Raw genomic sequence first — 15,443 nt, forward strand, 5'->3', positions numbered from 1 at the left:
CGGAGTGTTGGACTCGGCGGGCCAGATCGAGCAGGCCTTGGGCGAAGAGCTCGGCGTCGGCTTCGCCGGCCAAGGAAGCGAGCGTGCGGCTTTGAGCCGGACTCAGGCGGCCGTTCAAGGACTGCTGCAAGCGAGCGACGGTCGTCGCAGGCGCAAAGGCGCCGGCGCTTCCTCCCCCCGGTCCGGCGGCCCCTTCGGCCGGCGGATGTCCTACCCGGAAAACCATAAAAAAACCCACTAAAGGTGAGCTATTTCATCGGCTTTCTAATGCTTTAGTTGCTTCAAGTCCTCAGAAATCGGGGCGAAAATTGAGCAAAATCGCCAAGTCATCCTTGACCTCAAATTCCTTGAGAATTCGGGTGGATGGAACCCATTGATAAAGCTTTAAATTAGTTCGACCGCCCCGGTTGAAGCGAATTCCCTCCGCCTTCAGCAAGGCCATTTGCCGCTCGCCGGAGCCGACGCGGAAGGTCGAGATGCCGCCCTGGGAATTGATCACCCGCTGCCAAGGCAGCTTGGTTCCCGGACCCAGCCGGAAGAGGATACCGCCGACGATCCGGGCCGCCCGCGGCGAGCCGGCCATCGCGGCGACTTGGCCGTAGCTGAGCAGCTTGCCCCGCGGGATGCGCCGGACGATCCGCAAGACCTTGTCGTTGAAGCTTGGCAGCGCTTTATTTGTCTTGGCCTTGCCAGCGGCGGAAGAGCTCATGGGGGATCTTCAAAACGTCGAGGACCTTTCCGACCGTGTGATCGATCAAGTCCTGCACCGATTGGGGGCGATGATAGAAAGCCAAAACCGGCGGCAGGATCACCCCGCCCATCTCGGTCACCGCCGTCATGTTGCGGAGGTGGGCCAAGTTGAGCGGCGTCTCCCGGGTGACGAGGACCAAGGGCCGCCGCTCCTTCAAGGTCACGTCGGCGGCCCGGGTGAGGAGATTGTCGCCGAAGCCGTGGGCGATGGCCGCGAGGCTGCGCATGCTGCAAGGCACCACCGCCATCGCGTCGACCGGAAAGCTGCCGCTGGCGATGGGCGCCGCGAGATTTTTCACCGAATGCCAGTGATGGGCCAAGGATCGCAGCTTCTCGACCGACCACTCGGGGGCTTCGTAGGCCAAGGTCTTCTCGACGGTGTCGCTCAACACCAAGTGGGTCTCGATCTCACCGCGATCACGGAGGACCTCCAATAGCCGAATGCCCAAGGCCGGCGAGCTCGAACCCGAAATTCCGACGATGAGCCGCTTCATCCCAGCATCTCCTCGGCTAGCTTCAGGGCGGCGATCATCGAGGAGGGATCGGCCTTGCCCTGGCCGGCGATGTCGAAGGCGGTGCCGTGGTCGGGACTGGTGCGCACCAGCGGGAGCCCCAAAGTCACGTTCACGCCATCGGCGAAGTGGACCATCTTGAAAGGGATCAAGCCCTGGTCATGATACATGCAGACCAAGGCGTCCCAATTTCCCTGATAGGCTTCATGAAAGACGGCATCGGGCACTTTCGGGCCCGCGCAATCGAAACCCCGGCGCCGAGCCTCGGCGATCGCCGGAGCGATGAGCTCGATCTCTTCCCGGCCCAGCAGGCCTTCCTCGCCGGCGTGGGGATTGAGACCGCAGACCGCCAGCCGCGGCTTGGCGATGCCGAAGCGCTCGCGCAGGGCCCGGTGGGTGATTTCGATCGTCTCGAGGATCTTGGCGACGCTGAGCAGCTCCGGCACCCGCTTCAAGGGCTCGTGGATCGTGACCAAGGTCACCTTCAGCTTCGGCCCGGCCATCATCATGGCGAATTTTTCAGTCTTGGTCTGGGCGGCGAGGTACTCGGTGTGGCCGGGAAAGGGAAAGCCGGCGAGGTTGACATGGTGCTTGGCGATCGGCGCGGTGACCAAGGCGTCGATACCGCCGCTCCGCCAAGCCGCCATCGCGGCGTCGAGGTAGGCGACCGAGGCTTGGCCGGCCTCTTCGGCGGTCGGCTTGCGGCCGCTACTGCCGAGGGAAATCGGCTGGAGCTCGCCCCGGGGCAGCTCTTTCAAAAGGTGGGGATCGCCGAAGACCTTGATGGAGCTTCGACCCTTCCAGCGGCTCAGGGCCTTGAGGATGATCTCGGCTCCGATGCCGAGAGGATCGCCCATGGTCACGCCGATTGTTCGAGAGGAAGCCATACGATGTTTCATGTCATCCTGAGGAGCGAAGCGACGAAGGATCTGCGACCACCCAAGGTGGATGATCTATATTGGGCAGTCGCGGATCCTTCGCTCCGCTCAGGATGACGACTACGAAAGGCTTTTGACCTGGATGTAGCTCTTGCCCTTCAGCTCGTTGACGTATTTTTCGAGCTCTTCCTGAACCTTCTCTTGGAAAACCTTCTCGCGAAGCTGCTCGCGCACCGCCTGGTATTCGTCGCCGGCCAGGGTCTTGCGCTCGAAGAGCTTCACCACGTGGAGGCCGAGCTCGGTGCGGACCGGTTGGCTGACGTCTCCGGGCTTGAGCTCCGAAAGAGCTTCGGCAATGGCCGGAGCCAGTTGGTTGACTTGATAAATCGTCGGCACGGCGGTTCCGGCCGAGGCCGAGTATTTCTTTCCGAGCTCCTCGAAATTGTCGCCCTTCTTGGCCTTTTGAATCACCTCTTGAGCCCGGGCCTGGGCCTGGGCCAGCTCGGCGTCGCCGGCGCCCGGCGAAAGCGGCAGGATGACCTGCCCCATCTGGACGCTCTGGAAACGGCCGAATTGCTCGCTGTGGGCGGCGAAAAACTCGTCAAGGTCGGCGTCGGTGACCTTGATCCGCGGCGCGATGACTTGGCCGACGAACTTCACCTTCTTCAGCTGGGACTTCAGGTCGATGAGGTATTGGTCGTAGGTGATGCCCTTGGAGGCGAGCTGCTTGACCAAATCTTCCTTGCTCAGGGAGTTCCGCTGCATGATGTTGCCGGCGGCCTTCTGCACGTCCTCGTCGGTGACTTGGAGCTTCATCTGAGCCATCTGTTGGTCGAGCAGCTTGTCGCCGATCAGTCGGTCCAAGGCCATGCTGCGGTAGCTGGCAAACTTGTCCTTCTTCGCCTGACCGCCCTCGGCCTTCTTGATATCTTCGAGATTGGCGGCCATCAGCCGGTCGACTTCGAAGAGCATGACCGGCTCATCGTTGACCACGGCGACGACTTTGTCGACCACCTCGGCCTTCAACGGCGGGGCGGCCGCCAGCAGGGCGAACAGACTTAGGCTTAAGGAAATTTTCTTCGGCTTCATAAGGGCATTTTCTCCAGAACTTCCCGGTTGATCTCGATCTTGGCCTGGCTACGCAGCCCTGCCAAAAGAGTGTTCAAGTATTCTTCGCGGCTTTGCTGCTTGAGTTGCACGTAAATCTTGTTGGAGACCTCGGTCAAGTCCAGGGTGCGGCCTGGGACCTTTTCCAGGACCTTGAAAAGGTGGAAGCCGTAAACACTTGGAATAATTGGGGATATTTCGCCGGGATTCATCGTGAAACAGACCTCGAATTCGCGGGGAAAGCTGCCCCGACGGATGAAACCGAGGTCGCCGCCCTCGCTGCGGTCCGGCGAGAGCGAGAGGTCCCGCGCCAGCTTGGCGAAATTTTCGCCCTGCTTGAGGCGCCGGAGGATCGATTCGGCCTTCTCCTTGGTGTCGGTGACGATCTGCCGGACGTGGACCGACTCCGGGACTTGGAATTCGGCGAGGTGCTCGTCGTAATATTTCTGGACCGCCGCCGGCGTGGTCGCCTTGGCTTCGGGATTCTGCTGGGCCAGGAATTTCCCGACGATGAAGCTCTCGCGGCGCAACTGGAGCCACTCCTCGTTGGACATGCCCCGCTCCTGCAGCATCCTTTGGAAGGCGAGCTCGGTGTAGTTGCTCTTGTACTTGCGAAGCTCCTCTTGGAATTCCTGCTCGCTGAGGTAGGTCCCCTGAGCGGTGGCTTCCTTGAGGAGGAGCTTGCGGTCGATCAGCTCGTTCAGAGTCTTCTCCTTGATCTTGACGAACTCACTTCCCGAGCCGAGCTTTTCCGGCGGATATTTCTCTTTCTCCCGCAGCAGAACGCGGCGCAGCTCCTGAGCCGGAACCGGCTCGCCGTCGATGGTGGCCACCGTCCGGCTGAAGTCGAATTTCTGGCAGGCGGCCAAGAGGACCGGGAGGGCCAAAATGGCGTGGAGCTTGCGCATGGGTGGGGGTTAGCAAATCGCCGGAAAGGGAGCAATCATTGCCTAACTGTCATCCTTCGCTTCGCTCAGGATGACACTCCCCTTCTACTCCGCCAGCCTCAAGCCCGCCAAAAACTTCTGAATCGATTCGATGGCCGCACCCTCCTTGCCGGGCTTGAACCCCATCGCCAGCTCCTGCGGCGCCAACCAGCGGAAGCGCTCCGGCTCCTTGGCGATCGTCCGGGTCAATTCGGCGACGTCGAGCGGCGCGTTGGGATCGAAGACGAAGACCGCCCGCTTGCTCTCCAACCGAACCTGCTTGGCCCAAACCCGCCGGGCCAGGGCCTTGATCCGCATCACGGTCAGGAGGTTTTGCACGGTCTCGGGCAGCTTGCCGAAGCGGTCGTGAATCTCCTCGCCCAGGGCATCGAGCTCGGCCTCGTCGGCCACCGAAGCCAGCCGCTTGTAAAGGGTGAGCCGCATCGTCGTTTCGGGGATGTAATCTTCCGGGATGGCCGCGGCCAGCTTGAGCTGGAGCTCGGGGTCGGGGGCCTCGGGCCGGGTCTCGCCCTTGACCTCGAGAATCGCCTCCTCGAGCAGGCGGGTGTACATCTCATAACCGACCGCCGCGATGTGGCCGGACTGCTCCGGCCCGAGCAAGTTGCCGGCGCCCCGGATCTCGAGATCGTGAGCGGCGATTTTGAAGCCCGAGCCGAGATCGGTGTAACGCTGCAAGACCGCCAGCCGGGCCCGGGCCTGGCTGGTGATGGCTTCCTGACCCGGTATCATCAAGTAGGCATAGGCCCGCAAATTGGAGCGCCCGATCCGTCCGCGGAGCTGGTAGAGCTGGGCCAAGCCGAAAGTGTCGGCGCGGTTGACGATCATCGTGTTGGCCGAGGGGATGTCGAGGCCCGACTCGACGATGGTGGTGCAAAGGAAGACGTTGAACTCGCGGTTGAGGAAGCGGATCATCACCGACTCGAGCTCGCCCTCCTCCATCTGACCGTGGCCGATCTCGACTTTGGCCTCGGGCACCAGCTCTTCCAATCGCCGTTTCATGTCCCGGATGCTCTGAACCCGGTTGTGGATGAAGTAGACCTGGCCGCCGCGGGAAAGCTCGCGGAGAATGGCTTCGCGGATCAGGCCCTCGTTGTAAGACGCGACGAAAGTTTGGATCGAGAGCCGGTCGACCGGCGGCGTCGCGATCACCGAAAGATCGCGGATTCCGGAGAGCGACATGTTGAGGGTGCGGGGGATCGGCGTCGCGGTCAGCGTGACGACGTCGGCCAGCCGCTTGAAGCGCTTGATCTTCTCCTTCTGGGCGACGCCGAAGCGGTGCTCCTCGTCGACGATGACCAAGCCCAAATCCTTGAAATGGACTTCCCGGCCGAGGATCGAATGGGTGCCGATGAGGATGTCGACCTTGCCTTGGCGCAGCTCCTCCAGGATTTCCTGTTGGCGCTTGGGCTTGACGAAGCGCGAGAGCATCTCGACCTTGGCCGGAAAATTCTGGAAACGGCTTCGGAAGTTTCGCTCGTGCTGCAGCGCCAGCACCGTCGTCGGAACCAGCACCGCCACCTGCTTGTTGTCGACCACCGACCGGAAAGCCGCCCGCATCGCGACTTCGGTCTTGCCGAAGCCGACGTCGCCGCAGATCAGGCGGTCCATCGGCCGGGGCTCGTCCATGTCGCGGTTGACCTCCCGAATCGCCCGGTCCTGATCCGGCGTCTCCTCGAAGGGGAAGGTCGCCTCGAACTCCTCGTAGAGCACGCCGCCCGGACTGAAGGCATAACCATGCTGGGCGGCCCGTTCGGCATAAAGCTTGAGCAGCTCGCCGGCCATGGCCCGCAAGGCCTTGCGGACCTTGGCCTTGTTCTTGTCCCAGGTCCCGGCGCCGAGCTTATCGAGGCGGGGAATGTGGCCCTCCTGAGCGGTGTAGCGGCTCACTAGGTTCAGGCGGTAGACCGGGAGGTAAAGCTTGTCGTTGCCGAGATACTCCAGGAGGAGGAAGTCGTTGGGCTGACCGTCGAGGTTGAGATTTTGCAGGCCCCGGTAGACGCCGAGCCCGTGCTCCTCGTGGACGATGTAATCACCCTCGGCCAGCTCTTCGAAGGTGGTGAAAGCCTGGGCTTTCTTGGCCTCGGCCCGGCGGCGACGCTGCTTCTCGCCGAAAATCTCCTGGTCGGTGAGCAGGGCCAAGCCCTCGCCGGCCCAGAGGAAGCCCTTGGCGACATGGCCTTCGCAGACATAGACCGCTTTGGCCTGATCCTTCAGCTGAGCGAACTCGGCGAAGCCGCCGGGGAGATCGCGGAGCGGCAATCCGGCCCGCTCCAGCAAATCTTGCAACCGCAATCGCTGGGAATGAGTCCCGGCGACCATCAACAGCCGAACTCCGATCCGCATCCATTCCTTCAAGCGCTCGACCAGCGGCGCCAGCATCTCCTCGCTCAGGTGAGCATGCTTCAGCAGGGCGCTCAGCTCCTCGTGGGTCGAAGTTTGAAAAGTCCGAACCTCGGGGCCCGAGCTCAGGGCCCGGTAAACCCAAGTCCCCCGCCGCTTCAGCTCCTCCGCCACTTCCCGCCACTCCAGCAGCAGATCGGCCGGCGATACCAGGCGCTCCAGGGTGTGGCTGGCCTGATGGGCGGCCGCGGCCTCTTTCGACAGCTCCTCGAATTGGGCCTTCGAAAGCTCGGGCTCGACCCAGAGGCAAAGTCCCTTGGCCGGAAGGTAATCGAAGACGGTGGCCGTCTTTTCGTAAAAGAACGGCAGGTAGGTCTCGAGCGCCGGCGGCGCCATCCGGTGCTTGAGCGCCTCGGTGAAAGGATCGCGCTCCGATTTGGGCAGACCCAGCTCGTCGGCCCGCTCCCGGAAGCGCCGGAGCGCCAGGGTGACGCTGGCCTCGGTCATCAAGACTTCGCGGGCCGGGATGACGACGAATTCCTCGATGGCTTCCTCGGAACGTTGGCTCTCGGGATCGAAGTGGCGCAGGCTTTCGACCAAGTCGCCGAAAAATTCCATCCGCACCGGCCGGGCCAGCTGCGGCGAGTAGACGTCGAGAATGCCGCCACGCTTGCAGAAGGTCCCCGGATCCTCGACCACCGGCACGTGAAGGTAGCCGGCGGCCGTCAGCCGGGCCACCAATCCGTCGCGATCCATCTCCTCGCCGGCCACGACATAGTCCGAATGCTCGCTGAAGATCGCCTTAGGCGGCAGGCGGCGGTTCAGGGCCGACATCGAAAAGATGGCGACGTAGGGCTCGCGGCGCTGGCGCAGCTCGTGAAGCAGCGAGAGCCGCTCGGCCAAGGCGTCGGGATTGGGGCTCAAGCCGTAATAAGGGAGGATGCCGACCGGCGGCAGCATTAGGACCGGCGCGGAAGTCCCGAGGAAGAAGGTCAGGTCCTCCTTGAGCTCCTGGGCGCTTTTGGGATCGGGCACGAAGAGCAGCAGCGGCTCGGCCCGCTTCTGAAAAAGGCGCGCGACGGCAAAGCCCAAGGCGGAACCATGAAGGCCGCTGAGCTCCAAGCCGGAATCGGCTTTCGGCAGGATTTCGTCCAAGCGCTGCATCGAAGTCGGCTTTCCTAATCCCAGGTGATTTCAGGGTCAAGGAGAGGGAATTCCATAAGACATCCCCCCGATAATCCGTTAGGATGATCGGGAAGAAGGAGGATCCTCCACATGGGAGTCGAAGGCGGCGGTGTCAAGGGTCCCCCGGTGCGGTCAGCCGGGGCCGATATCGTCAAGAACATGTTCGAACAGGCCCAAGCCAAGCCGATCGAGGCTCAGCAGCAGGCCCAGCAGCTCCGCGAACAGAGCGCGGTCCAAGAGCAAGGCCGCTCCGCCATTCGCGAGCAAAGCGCCGAAGAGCAGCCCAAAACCGGCGAGCGCCATGAGTCCCGCCCGCTCGTCGGCAGCGACGCTCCGGCCGTCAAAGAGACCGAGATGGACCAGTTCCTGTCTCGGACCTCGGACCAACAGCTGCAACGCGAAGCCGGCCGGCAGCTCAGCAAGCCGCAACAGACCGTCGGCTCGGCCAACGCCCAAAACTGGACGGTCGCCAATTCGCCCCACACCCCGGAATCGGCGCGGGCCCTGATTCGTCAACAAGGCCAGCAAGGTCAGCCGACGACGGCGCGCTCGCCCAATCCCCAAGCTCAAACCAGCGGCCGGACCACGACCGCCGGCAATCCGGCCATGGCCCGGACCATGCCCAACATGCCGCGAACCGCGACCGGAACGGGCGAACGGGCCCCGACCTTGGTCATTCAATACGGCCGGGCCTTTGGCGCCGGCACCGAAGCCTCGGCCCGGGCTTTCACCGGCAGGCCCTTCTCGCCGGACTCCATGTTCCAACAAGTCCAAAGGCTGGTGCAGAACCAGCTCGGCGGCGCGGCCCAACAGTTCGCGAACACCACCGCTCAAGTCGCGGTCAACATCCGGGGCAACTTGGTCTTCGTCAAGGACGGCAAGGAATTTCGGGCCTTCAAGCTCAATAAGGACGGGAGCCTCACCGAGCTGCCCAGCGAGGACGGTGGCGATCACCCCTTGAGCGCCGAGGCCCAGGCCCTGCTGGGCAAAGCCTTGCGCAACAAGGCGGTCCAGATCCGCAAGGGCGACGGCTCGCTGCGCGGCTCCGATCAAACCGAGGCCAGCCGCGGCACCGAATCGCTCAAGGACGGCAAGGCCGCCGACAAAAAAGAAGAGGCCAAGGAGCAGCAGCTCGACTTCGAGACTCGCTTCGCCCTCCTCCTCCACCAAGTCTTGGAGGAAGGCCACGAAGTTTACGAGCCGGTGGGCGAAGGCGGCCCCCAATTTCCGGGCAAGAGCGACTGGGAAGCTTTCTTCGCCCGGATGATGAAGGTGGGCAATCAAGAGAAGAGCTCCAAAAAATCGCTGGAAGACGTCCTCGGCATGATCTTTCGGGGCCTCTTCAAGAAGGGCCAAACCAACACCCTGGTCGGCGATCTGAAATATTCGGCCGATGGCAAAAACCGCGAGCAGAAGTTCACCCAGGTGGCGGTCGACGACGAGCAATTCCTGGAATGGCTCTCCAACCTCAAGCCCGGACAAAAAATCGACGCCGAGATGATGAAGAAGATGTTCGGCGAAGAGATCAGCTACCTCGAGCTCGACCACATCCTCGAAAACCAGTCGCGCCTGATCCAGGCCGAGGAGAGCGCCAAGAACGTGGTCTTCAATCCCAAAGGGAACATCGACCCCTTCAGCCAGGCCCGCTTGGAGCGGTCGATCTTCGGCGGCGCCAAGAAAAACGGAGTCCGGCCCGAGGCCGATGGCGGCCAAGCGGCGGCCCTCCCCCTGCCCGACCCGGGGCCGCAAAGCGTTCCAGCCAATGTCTTCGAGATGCTCGGGATGAGGGAACGATATCGCGGACGCCCCCGGCTCTACGCCTTCATCCTTTACGCAGTGGCCGTTTCGGTTCTGGGCATTGTCGCAGCCAGCTTCTTCCTGTAGCCAGGGGCTTTAGCCCCTGCGAAGTGTCAAAATATACCCGCTGTTTGGCAGACCTGCTAAATCCACATCTTCATTTTATTTTTCATGTGCTTAAAGGTTATTTGACCCTTAAGGGGGTTTAAAATACCCCTTTTTGCTATTTTTTCGTCAAATAACTTAAATTCAATTTGATAATCATAAGTATTTAAAATTAATTAATAATTTTAATTTTTGTCGCTAATTTCTCAAAATGGCACCTTAGTTGCTTTTTAAATCCCCTGAGAAGCCTACCCAATACCGACCGAGAGAGCCTGAAAAGCCTTCCCGCGCAAATTTTCGACGGAGTGTGCAGCTATGTTTATTCAGCGCCGGGACTCTCTTCATTTTCCCCTTTCTTCCATCCTAGTTCTGCTCGGCTTGGCCGCCTGCGGGGGCGGCGGCACCGGAGCGGATTTTTCGACCCAGGCCTTGGGCGGCGGCTTCGCACCGGGCGAGGTACGGCCGCTGGAATTCGACTCTTCGAACCATGCCCAAATCCACTTCAGCGAGCTGTCGGGCGACGAGAAGTTCTCGCTGGTCCTCTTTTCGGCCAACACCGAAAGCTCGACATTCGATGTCGCCCTGAACGGCCTGGCCGACTCCTCGGCCAAACTGCTTCAAACCTTGAGCTCGGCCCTCGAAGAAAAGGAAGAAACCGGCGAGTCCCTGCACAATTTTCACGGTCACCTTCGAGAATGGGAGAAGGGCTTGGTCGGGCTCGAGCCCTTCTCACCAGACTCGAGAGGAACCAAGAGCATGGCCGCGCCCGTCACCTGCGGCGGCGGACGCGGCGTCCTTTTCAAGGTCCTGAGCTCGCTGTCCAATAATGTCGACCATGAAAATGTCTGCGGCATCGAGGTCCAGCGCAGCGACCATGCGGTCTACTATGTCGACGAAGCCATTCTCAACTCGCTCAACGCCTCGACGCTGGCCGGCGTCATCGACGGCTTCGAGGCCAAGATCCCCCATGAGCGCCGCCTCCTGGGCGAGGAATCCGACGTGGACGGCAACGGACTCTTCTCGGTGCTTTTCAGCCCGGCGGTCAACCGGCTGGGCAACACCGGCGGCGGCTTCGTCACCGGCTACTTCTACGGCGGCGATCTCTTTCCCGCGGGCGGGGGAACGAGCAACGAGCGCGAGGTCCTTTTCATCTGCGTTCCCGATCCCAAGGGCGACTGGAATGTGACCTTGAGCCTCGATTTTTGGCGATCGAATATCGCCCCCTCGGTTTTGCCCCATGAGTTTCAGCACATGATCAGCTTCAACCAACATGTGCTGATCAGCAACGACGGGGCCGAGGAGCCCTGGGCCAATGAAGGGATCAGCCATTTCATCGAGGATCTCGATAACTCCGGTGGGCTGGCCGGCACCGGCGTCGAAAACCCCTCCCGGGTCGGACTCTACCTTCGGGCCCCGGGCGACGCTCCCTTCACCGCCGGCACTTCGGTCGCCCAGCGCGGCGGCGCCTATCTTTTCTTCCGTTACCTCTTCGAACAGGCCGAGCTGGGCCGCTACCCCCAAGTGGGGAGCGGCACCGAGCTCCTGGCGGCACTGCTCCAAGGACCGGGCAAGGGAGTCGCGAATATCGAGGCAGCCACCGGATGGAGCTACCGCAACTTGCTGCTCGATTTTTACGCCACCCTGCAGCTCAGCCAGAGCGGAATTTCCGACGACCCTCGTTATAATTTCCAAGGAATTTCGCTAGTTGGAAGCCAAAGCGACAACCGGGGGACCGTCCTCCACGGTCTCCAAGGGCAAGATCTGTCCAAAATTCCTTTCCAGGGTCAGATCCGCTCCACCGCCGGGCTCTTCCTCGAAGTCGACGGAAATCAGCTACGGGATGCAGGACAAGGCTTGAGCTTTTCCGCGCCCCCAAGTATGATCGCGGGTGGAATTGTCATTCGGTTGCAATAAAGGTTTTTAAATCTCCTCATCCCAGGTCCAGCATGGGCCCAGGGGTTTTCTACAAACCTCGGGCCCATGCTTTCTTTTTATATACCCTTTTTTTATTAGCCATCGCGGCAAAATCCCCCCTTCCCCCCTTTTTCAAAGGGGGGATAAGAGCTTCTTTCTTGGCTTCAGCGTAGAATCTTTCAAGATGACTAAGCTCCTGCGAATTTTCTTCCTTGTGTTCAGCTTCTTCAGCCTCAGCGCTTTCCGCCACATTCCCCAAGGCGCCACCGAGGAAATTCTCAACCAGGCCCTCCAAGGCCAAAGCCTGATCTTCAACCGGCGCTACCCCGAGGCCAAAGCCCTCTTCTCCCAACTGGCCCAACAATATCCCGATTCGGCCCTCGGCTCCTTCGGCTTGATGGCGCTCTACAATGCCCAGATGTTCGAGAACTTCGACTTTTCGCTCGATTCGACCTTCGAGGAAGAGCAGAAGCGCAACAAGATCGTCGTCGACAAGATCGCCAAGAACGAGAGCTCCAGCGCCTGGGAGAACTTCCTCTGCGGTGCCTCCAGCGGTCTCCGCGGCTTCTACTACGTGCGCAAGGACGAGTACCTCAAGGCCATGGGCGAAAGCGGCCAAGCCAAAAAGTGCCTGGAGCGGGCTCTGAACAAGGACCCGGCCTTCACCGACGTCTATCTGGGCCTGGGCCTCTACGATTACTGGCGAAGCGTGTTCACCAGCCGAATCAAATTCCTGCCCTTCTTCAAGGATCGCCGGAAGGAAGGCATCGAGCAGATCCAGCGCGCAATCAATGAGTCGATCGTCGCCGGCGACCTGGCGCTGGCCGCCATGACTTTCGTCTATCATGAACAGAATAATGGCGCGAAAGGCGTCCCGCTCGCCCAAACCCTGCTCGACAAGTATCCGAGCAACATCATGATGCGAAACCTCAAGGGCAATTTCCTCTCCCTCAACCGGAAATTCCCCGAGGCCCAGGCCACCCTCGACGAGGTGTTGGCGATGGCGCCGGAAGTCAACGTCGCCCGCTACTTCAAGGCCCTGGCCTATAACCGGGCCGGCGACAAAAAAATGGCGGCCGCGACCTTCCAGGAATTCCTCGATCACAACCCGCCCAAGGCTTGGCAGGCCTATGCCCACTACATGCTGGGCGTCCTGGCTCTTCAGGACGGCAAGCGGGAGGAGGCGTGGAAGCATTTCAAGGCCGGCGAGAACGCCTACGGCGACTACACACCCAACCTCAAGATGATCCTCAAGATGCGAAGGGGCGAAGTGTAGGGGCGACCCTTGCGGTCGTCCTGTCTGCCCAACAAATCTGTGCAACGGGCGGGTGCAAGACCCGCCCCTACCGGGTGACATTGCTTGACTTCGCTGCAAATTCATCGTTAGTTTCGACCCGCTGTGTCATCTGCAGGGATTTGGGAAGGAGCTGCGCTTGGGAATTCGAATCGTCCAGAAAAGCGATCTCACCAAGAAAAAGCACCATAGCAAAATCGCCCTCGTTCTCGCCGGCGGCGCCATTAGCGGCGGAGCCTTCAAGGCCGGCGGACTCAAGGCCCTCAACGATTTCCTGGTCAACCGCAAGGTCACCGATTTCGACATCTACGTCGGAACCTCGGCCGGCGGCTTCCTGGCCGCGCCCTTGGCCGGCGGCATCCCGCCGGAAGAGATCTTGAAAAGCCTCGACGGCACCAGCGAGCATTTTTCCCAGCTCACGCCGCTCGACATCTACAATTTGAATTGGCGGGAGATGATCGAGAAGCCGGTCCATTATCTTTTGGAGCGCTTCGGTTATTTCCCCAACATCCTGCTCGATTTCTTCCAGGCCCTGCCCAATATCGGCGACAGCCTCAAGAAGGGTTTCCTCCGCTTCGTCAACGAGCCGAACTATTCGAACTATGAAAAGATGGTGAAGCCGCTGGCCCGAGCGCTCTATAGCGGCCGCTCGGCCCCCTCGATCCTGAGCGCCATGCCGACCGGCTTCTTCGACAACCAGCCCTTGGAGCGCTTTCTGGCCGAGAACATGAAGCGGAACCACCTCAGCAATCACTTCAAGGTGCTGAAGCGGATGCGGGGCAAGGACCTCTATATCTGCGCCATGACCCTCGATACCTCGGATCGGGCGATCTTCGGCTGGGACGAAAAGAACGACGTGACGATCAGCCAGGCGGTCCAGGCCTCGACCGCGATGCCCGGCTTCTACAAGCCGGTGCGGATCAAGGGCGTCGATTATATCGACGGCGGCGTGCTCAAGACCGCCAATATCGACCTGGCCCTGGAAAAGGGCGCCGAGCTGGTGATCTGCTACAATCCCTTCCGGCCGCTCAAGAACCTGGTCAACGTCGAATACCTCCGCGAAAAGAACCGTTACGTCGCCCGCGACCCGCGCATCTCGGACAACGGCGTCTTCGGCGTCTTCAACCAGGTTTTCCGGACCCTTTACCACCAGCGCCTACAGGACGGAATCAAGCGCTTGGAGGAAGACAAGGGCTTCAAGGGCGACATCATCCTGGTCCAACCCAAAGAAGACGACGCGACCTTCTTCCAGATGAACCCCTTCGCCTTCTGGACCCGCGCCAATGCCGCCAAGTCCGGCTTCGAGTCGGTCCGGATGTCGATCCTCGACCGCTTCGACGAGATCAAACCCATCCTGGCCTCCTACGGAATCGAGATGACCCGCGAGCTGGTCGAGCAGGACGCCGCCAAGATCCAAAGAGCGGCCAACGACGAGCGCGAGATCATGGACGTTCTCGAAGGCCAGGGCGGCAGCCGCAGCCGCTTGCGCATCATCCTCGGCGGCCGCAAAGCCAAGGCCTCATCCTCCTAAAACCAATTGTCATCCTGAACGAAGTGAATCTACCGCCACCGATGGTCGCTCATCAACCTTGGGTGGTCGCAGATCCTTCGCTGCGCTCAGGATGACGACCAAAAAAAAGACCCCGTTCCCTGAGGGAACGAGGTCCTGTGGCGTAATTCTGAACTGAGCCGCTTACCAGTCGGCGCCGTCGGTGCCCTTGGGCTTTTCAGCCGGCTTGGCGGCCGGCTTCTCGGCCGGCTTTTCAGCGGGTTTCTCGGCCGGCTTTTCAGCAGGCTTCTCCGCCGGCTTTGCAGCGGGCTTGGCGGCCGGCTTGGCCGCCGGCTTACCGGCGGGCTTGGCCTTGTTGGCGCCCTGAGCATCCGGCTTGGTGTCGACGAAATCGATGGGCCCGTTGGCGCCGCGGTTCTTATTGTATAGCTGAACCGCCGCGCTGGCATCGTCCCAAGCGGCCCGGGCCAGCTTGTTGGCCTCGTCGGCGGCCGCCGTGGCTTCTTTCAAAGCCGCCTCGGCCTTTTTCTTGTCATCGCCGCTGAGCTTTTCGACTTCGGCCTTGATTTTGGCAACGTTTTCGTTGGCCTTGTTCATCCGATCCTGCACCGTGCGGTAAGACTGGACCGCATCGGCGGCCTGGGCGGCGCCTTCGGCCGGCTTCTTCTTCACTTCGGCGAGATCGACGTCCGCGGCCTTGGCATTGGTGGAAGCGACCGCCAGCAAGCTCTTGTTCTCATCGCGGAGCGATTCGACCAAGGCCAGACCGGTCAGGGCCGGCTTGGCGGGTTCAGCCTTCGGCTGGGCCGGAGCACCCGGAGTCACCGCGGGAGCGGCACCCGGAGTCACGGCGGCGGCCGGCTTATCCTCGGCGGCCTTGACGGCGCTACGAGGCTTGGACACACCGCCACCGCGGATGTTGTCGACGATACGCATGATGTCGATGCCTCCGCCGACCGTGTAACCGGCCGGGCTCAGGCCCATCGCCGGATAATTGCCGTCGACGACGTCGATCTTGGGATTGACGCCGGGATCGATGCGGAAGCCCGCGCCGGCGCAAACCGCGTCGCCCCAAGTGCAGAGCTGAGCGCCCAATCCGAACAT

At 61.4% G+C, this 15,443-nt stretch carries 12 protein-coding genes; 4 read left to right on the top strand and 8 right to left on the bottom strand.

The genetic code is table 11. The features are described 5' to 3' along the window. From VJR29_04995 to mfd, 7 genes are all read right to left on the bottom strand, one after another. Positions 1 to 226: hypothetical protein (locus VJR29_04995; GenBank protein ID HKY62758.1), on the bottom strand; the 226-nt coding region annotated here is incomplete at its 3' end. 63 nt (positions 227 to 289) lie between these two features. Next, entirely contained in the window at positions 290 to 709 is a 420-nt protein-coding gene (locus VJR29_05000) for an MGMT family protein (protein ID HKY62759.1), read from the bottom strand. Then, positions 672 to 1,244 carry a UbiX family flavin prenyltransferase gene (locus tag VJR29_05005; GenBank protein ID HKY62760.1) on the bottom strand — a complete coding sequence of 191 codons (573 nt, stop codon included), beginning with the start codon at positions 1,242 to 1,244 and terminating at the stop codon, positions 672 to 674. Before VJR29_05005 ends, VJR29_05000 begins: the two co-directional genes overlap by 38 nt. Next, a complete protein-coding gene (gene pdxA / locus VJR29_05010; GenBank protein HKY62761.1) occupies positions 1,241 to 2,161 on the bottom strand; it encodes a 4-hydroxythreonine-4-phosphate dehydrogenase PdxA in 921 nt (306 codons plus the stop codon). Before pdxA ends, VJR29_05005 begins: the two co-directional genes overlap by 4 nt. A 99-nt stretch (positions 2,162 to 2,260) precedes the next feature. Beyond that, a complete protein-coding gene (locus VJR29_05015; protein ID HKY62762.1) occupies positions 2,261 to 3,229 on the bottom strand; it encodes a peptidyl-prolyl cis-trans isomerase in 969 nt (322 codons plus the stop codon). Then, entirely contained in the window at positions 3,226 to 4,155 is a 930-nt protein-coding gene (locus VJR29_05020) for a peptidyl-prolyl cis-trans isomerase (GenBank protein HKY62763.1), read from the bottom strand. Before VJR29_05020 ends, VJR29_05015 begins: the two co-directional genes overlap by 4 nt. Before the next feature lie 84 nt (positions 4,156 to 4,239). Beyond that, the gene (gene mfd, locus VJR29_05025; protein ID HKY62764.1) at positions 4,240 to 7,698 is read right to left on the bottom strand and encodes a transcription-repair coupling factor; all 3,459 of its coding nucleotides are present in this window, start codon (positions 7,696 to 7,698) and stop codon (positions 4,240 to 4,242) included. Positions 7,699 to 7,809: 111 nt separating this feature from the next. Between mfd and VJR29_05030 the strand changes: the two genes are divergently transcribed. The 4 genes from VJR29_05030 to VJR29_05045 all read left to right on the top strand — a co-directional run bounded on the left by VJR29_05030 (position 7,810) and on the right by VJR29_05045 (position 14,360). Further along, positions 7,810 to 9,603 carry a hypothetical protein gene (locus VJR29_05030; protein HKY62765.1) on the top strand — a complete coding sequence of 598 codons (1,794 nt, stop codon included), beginning with the start codon at positions 7,810 to 7,812 and terminating at the stop codon, positions 9,601 to 9,603. A gap of 333 nt (positions 9,604 to 9,936) precedes the next feature. Beyond that, positions 9,937 to 11,535 (top strand): hypothetical protein, encoded by a 1,599-nt coding sequence (locus VJR29_05035; GenBank protein HKY62766.1) that lies wholly within the window; start codon positions 9,937 to 9,939, stop codon positions 11,533 to 11,535. Between the two features lie 184 nt (positions 11,536 to 11,719). Next, entirely contained in the window at positions 11,720 to 12,811 is a 1,092-nt protein-coding gene (locus tag VJR29_05040) for a tetratricopeptide repeat protein (protein ID HKY62767.1), read from the top strand. A 157-nt stretch (positions 12,812 to 12,968) separates the two neighbouring features. Beyond that, on the top strand, positions 12,969 to 14,360 hold the full coding sequence (locus VJR29_05045) for a patatin-like phospholipase family protein (GenBank protein HKY62768.1): 1,392 nt from the start codon (positions 12,969 to 12,971) through the stop codon (positions 14,358 to 14,360). Positions 14,361 to 14,522: 162 nt separating this feature from the next. Here VJR29_05045 and VJR29_05050 read toward each other — a convergent pair. Then, a partial coding sequence (locus VJR29_05050; GenBank protein ID HKY62769.1) for a hypothetical protein occupies positions 14,523 to 15,443 on the bottom strand: 921 nt, incomplete at its 5' end.

This window comes from bacterium, from assembly GCA_035281585.1.
GTDB lineage: Bacteria > UBA10199 > UBA10199 > DSSB01 > DSSB01 > DATEDP01.

Coding starts and splice junctions, on each gene's coding strand:
- VJR29_05000 (HKY62759.1), bottom strand. CDS start 709: ATGAGCTCTTCCGCCGCTGGCAAGGCCAAGACAAATAAAGCGCTGCCA.
- VJR29_05005 (HKY62760.1), bottom strand. CDS start 1,244: ATGAAGCGGCTCATCGTCGGAATTTCGGGTTCGAGCTCGCCGGCCTTG.
- pdxA (HKY62761.1), bottom strand. CDS start 2,161: ATGAAACATCGTATGGCTTCCTCTCGAACAATCGGCGTGACCATGGGC.
- VJR29_05015 (HKY62762.1), bottom strand. CDS start 3,229: ATGAAGCCGAAGAAAATTTCCTTAAGCCTAAGTCTGTTCGCCCTGCTG.
- VJR29_05020 (HKY62763.1), bottom strand. CDS start 4,155: ATGCGCAAGCTCCACGCCATTTTGGCCCTCCCGGTCCTCTTGGCCGCC.
- mfd (HKY62764.1), bottom strand. CDS start 7,698: ATGCAGCGCTTGGACGAAATCCTGCCGAAAGCCGATTCCGGCTTGGAG.
- VJR29_05030 (HKY62765.1), top strand. CDS start 7,810: ATGGGAGTCGAAGGCGGCGGTGTCAAGGGTCCCCCGGTGCGGTCAGCC.
- VJR29_05035 (HKY62766.1), top strand. CDS start 9,937: ATGTTTATTCAGCGCCGGGACTCTCTTCATTTTCCCCTTTCTTCCATC.
- VJR29_05040 (HKY62767.1), top strand. CDS start 11,720: ATGACTAAGCTCCTGCGAATTTTCTTCCTTGTGTTCAGCTTCTTCAGC.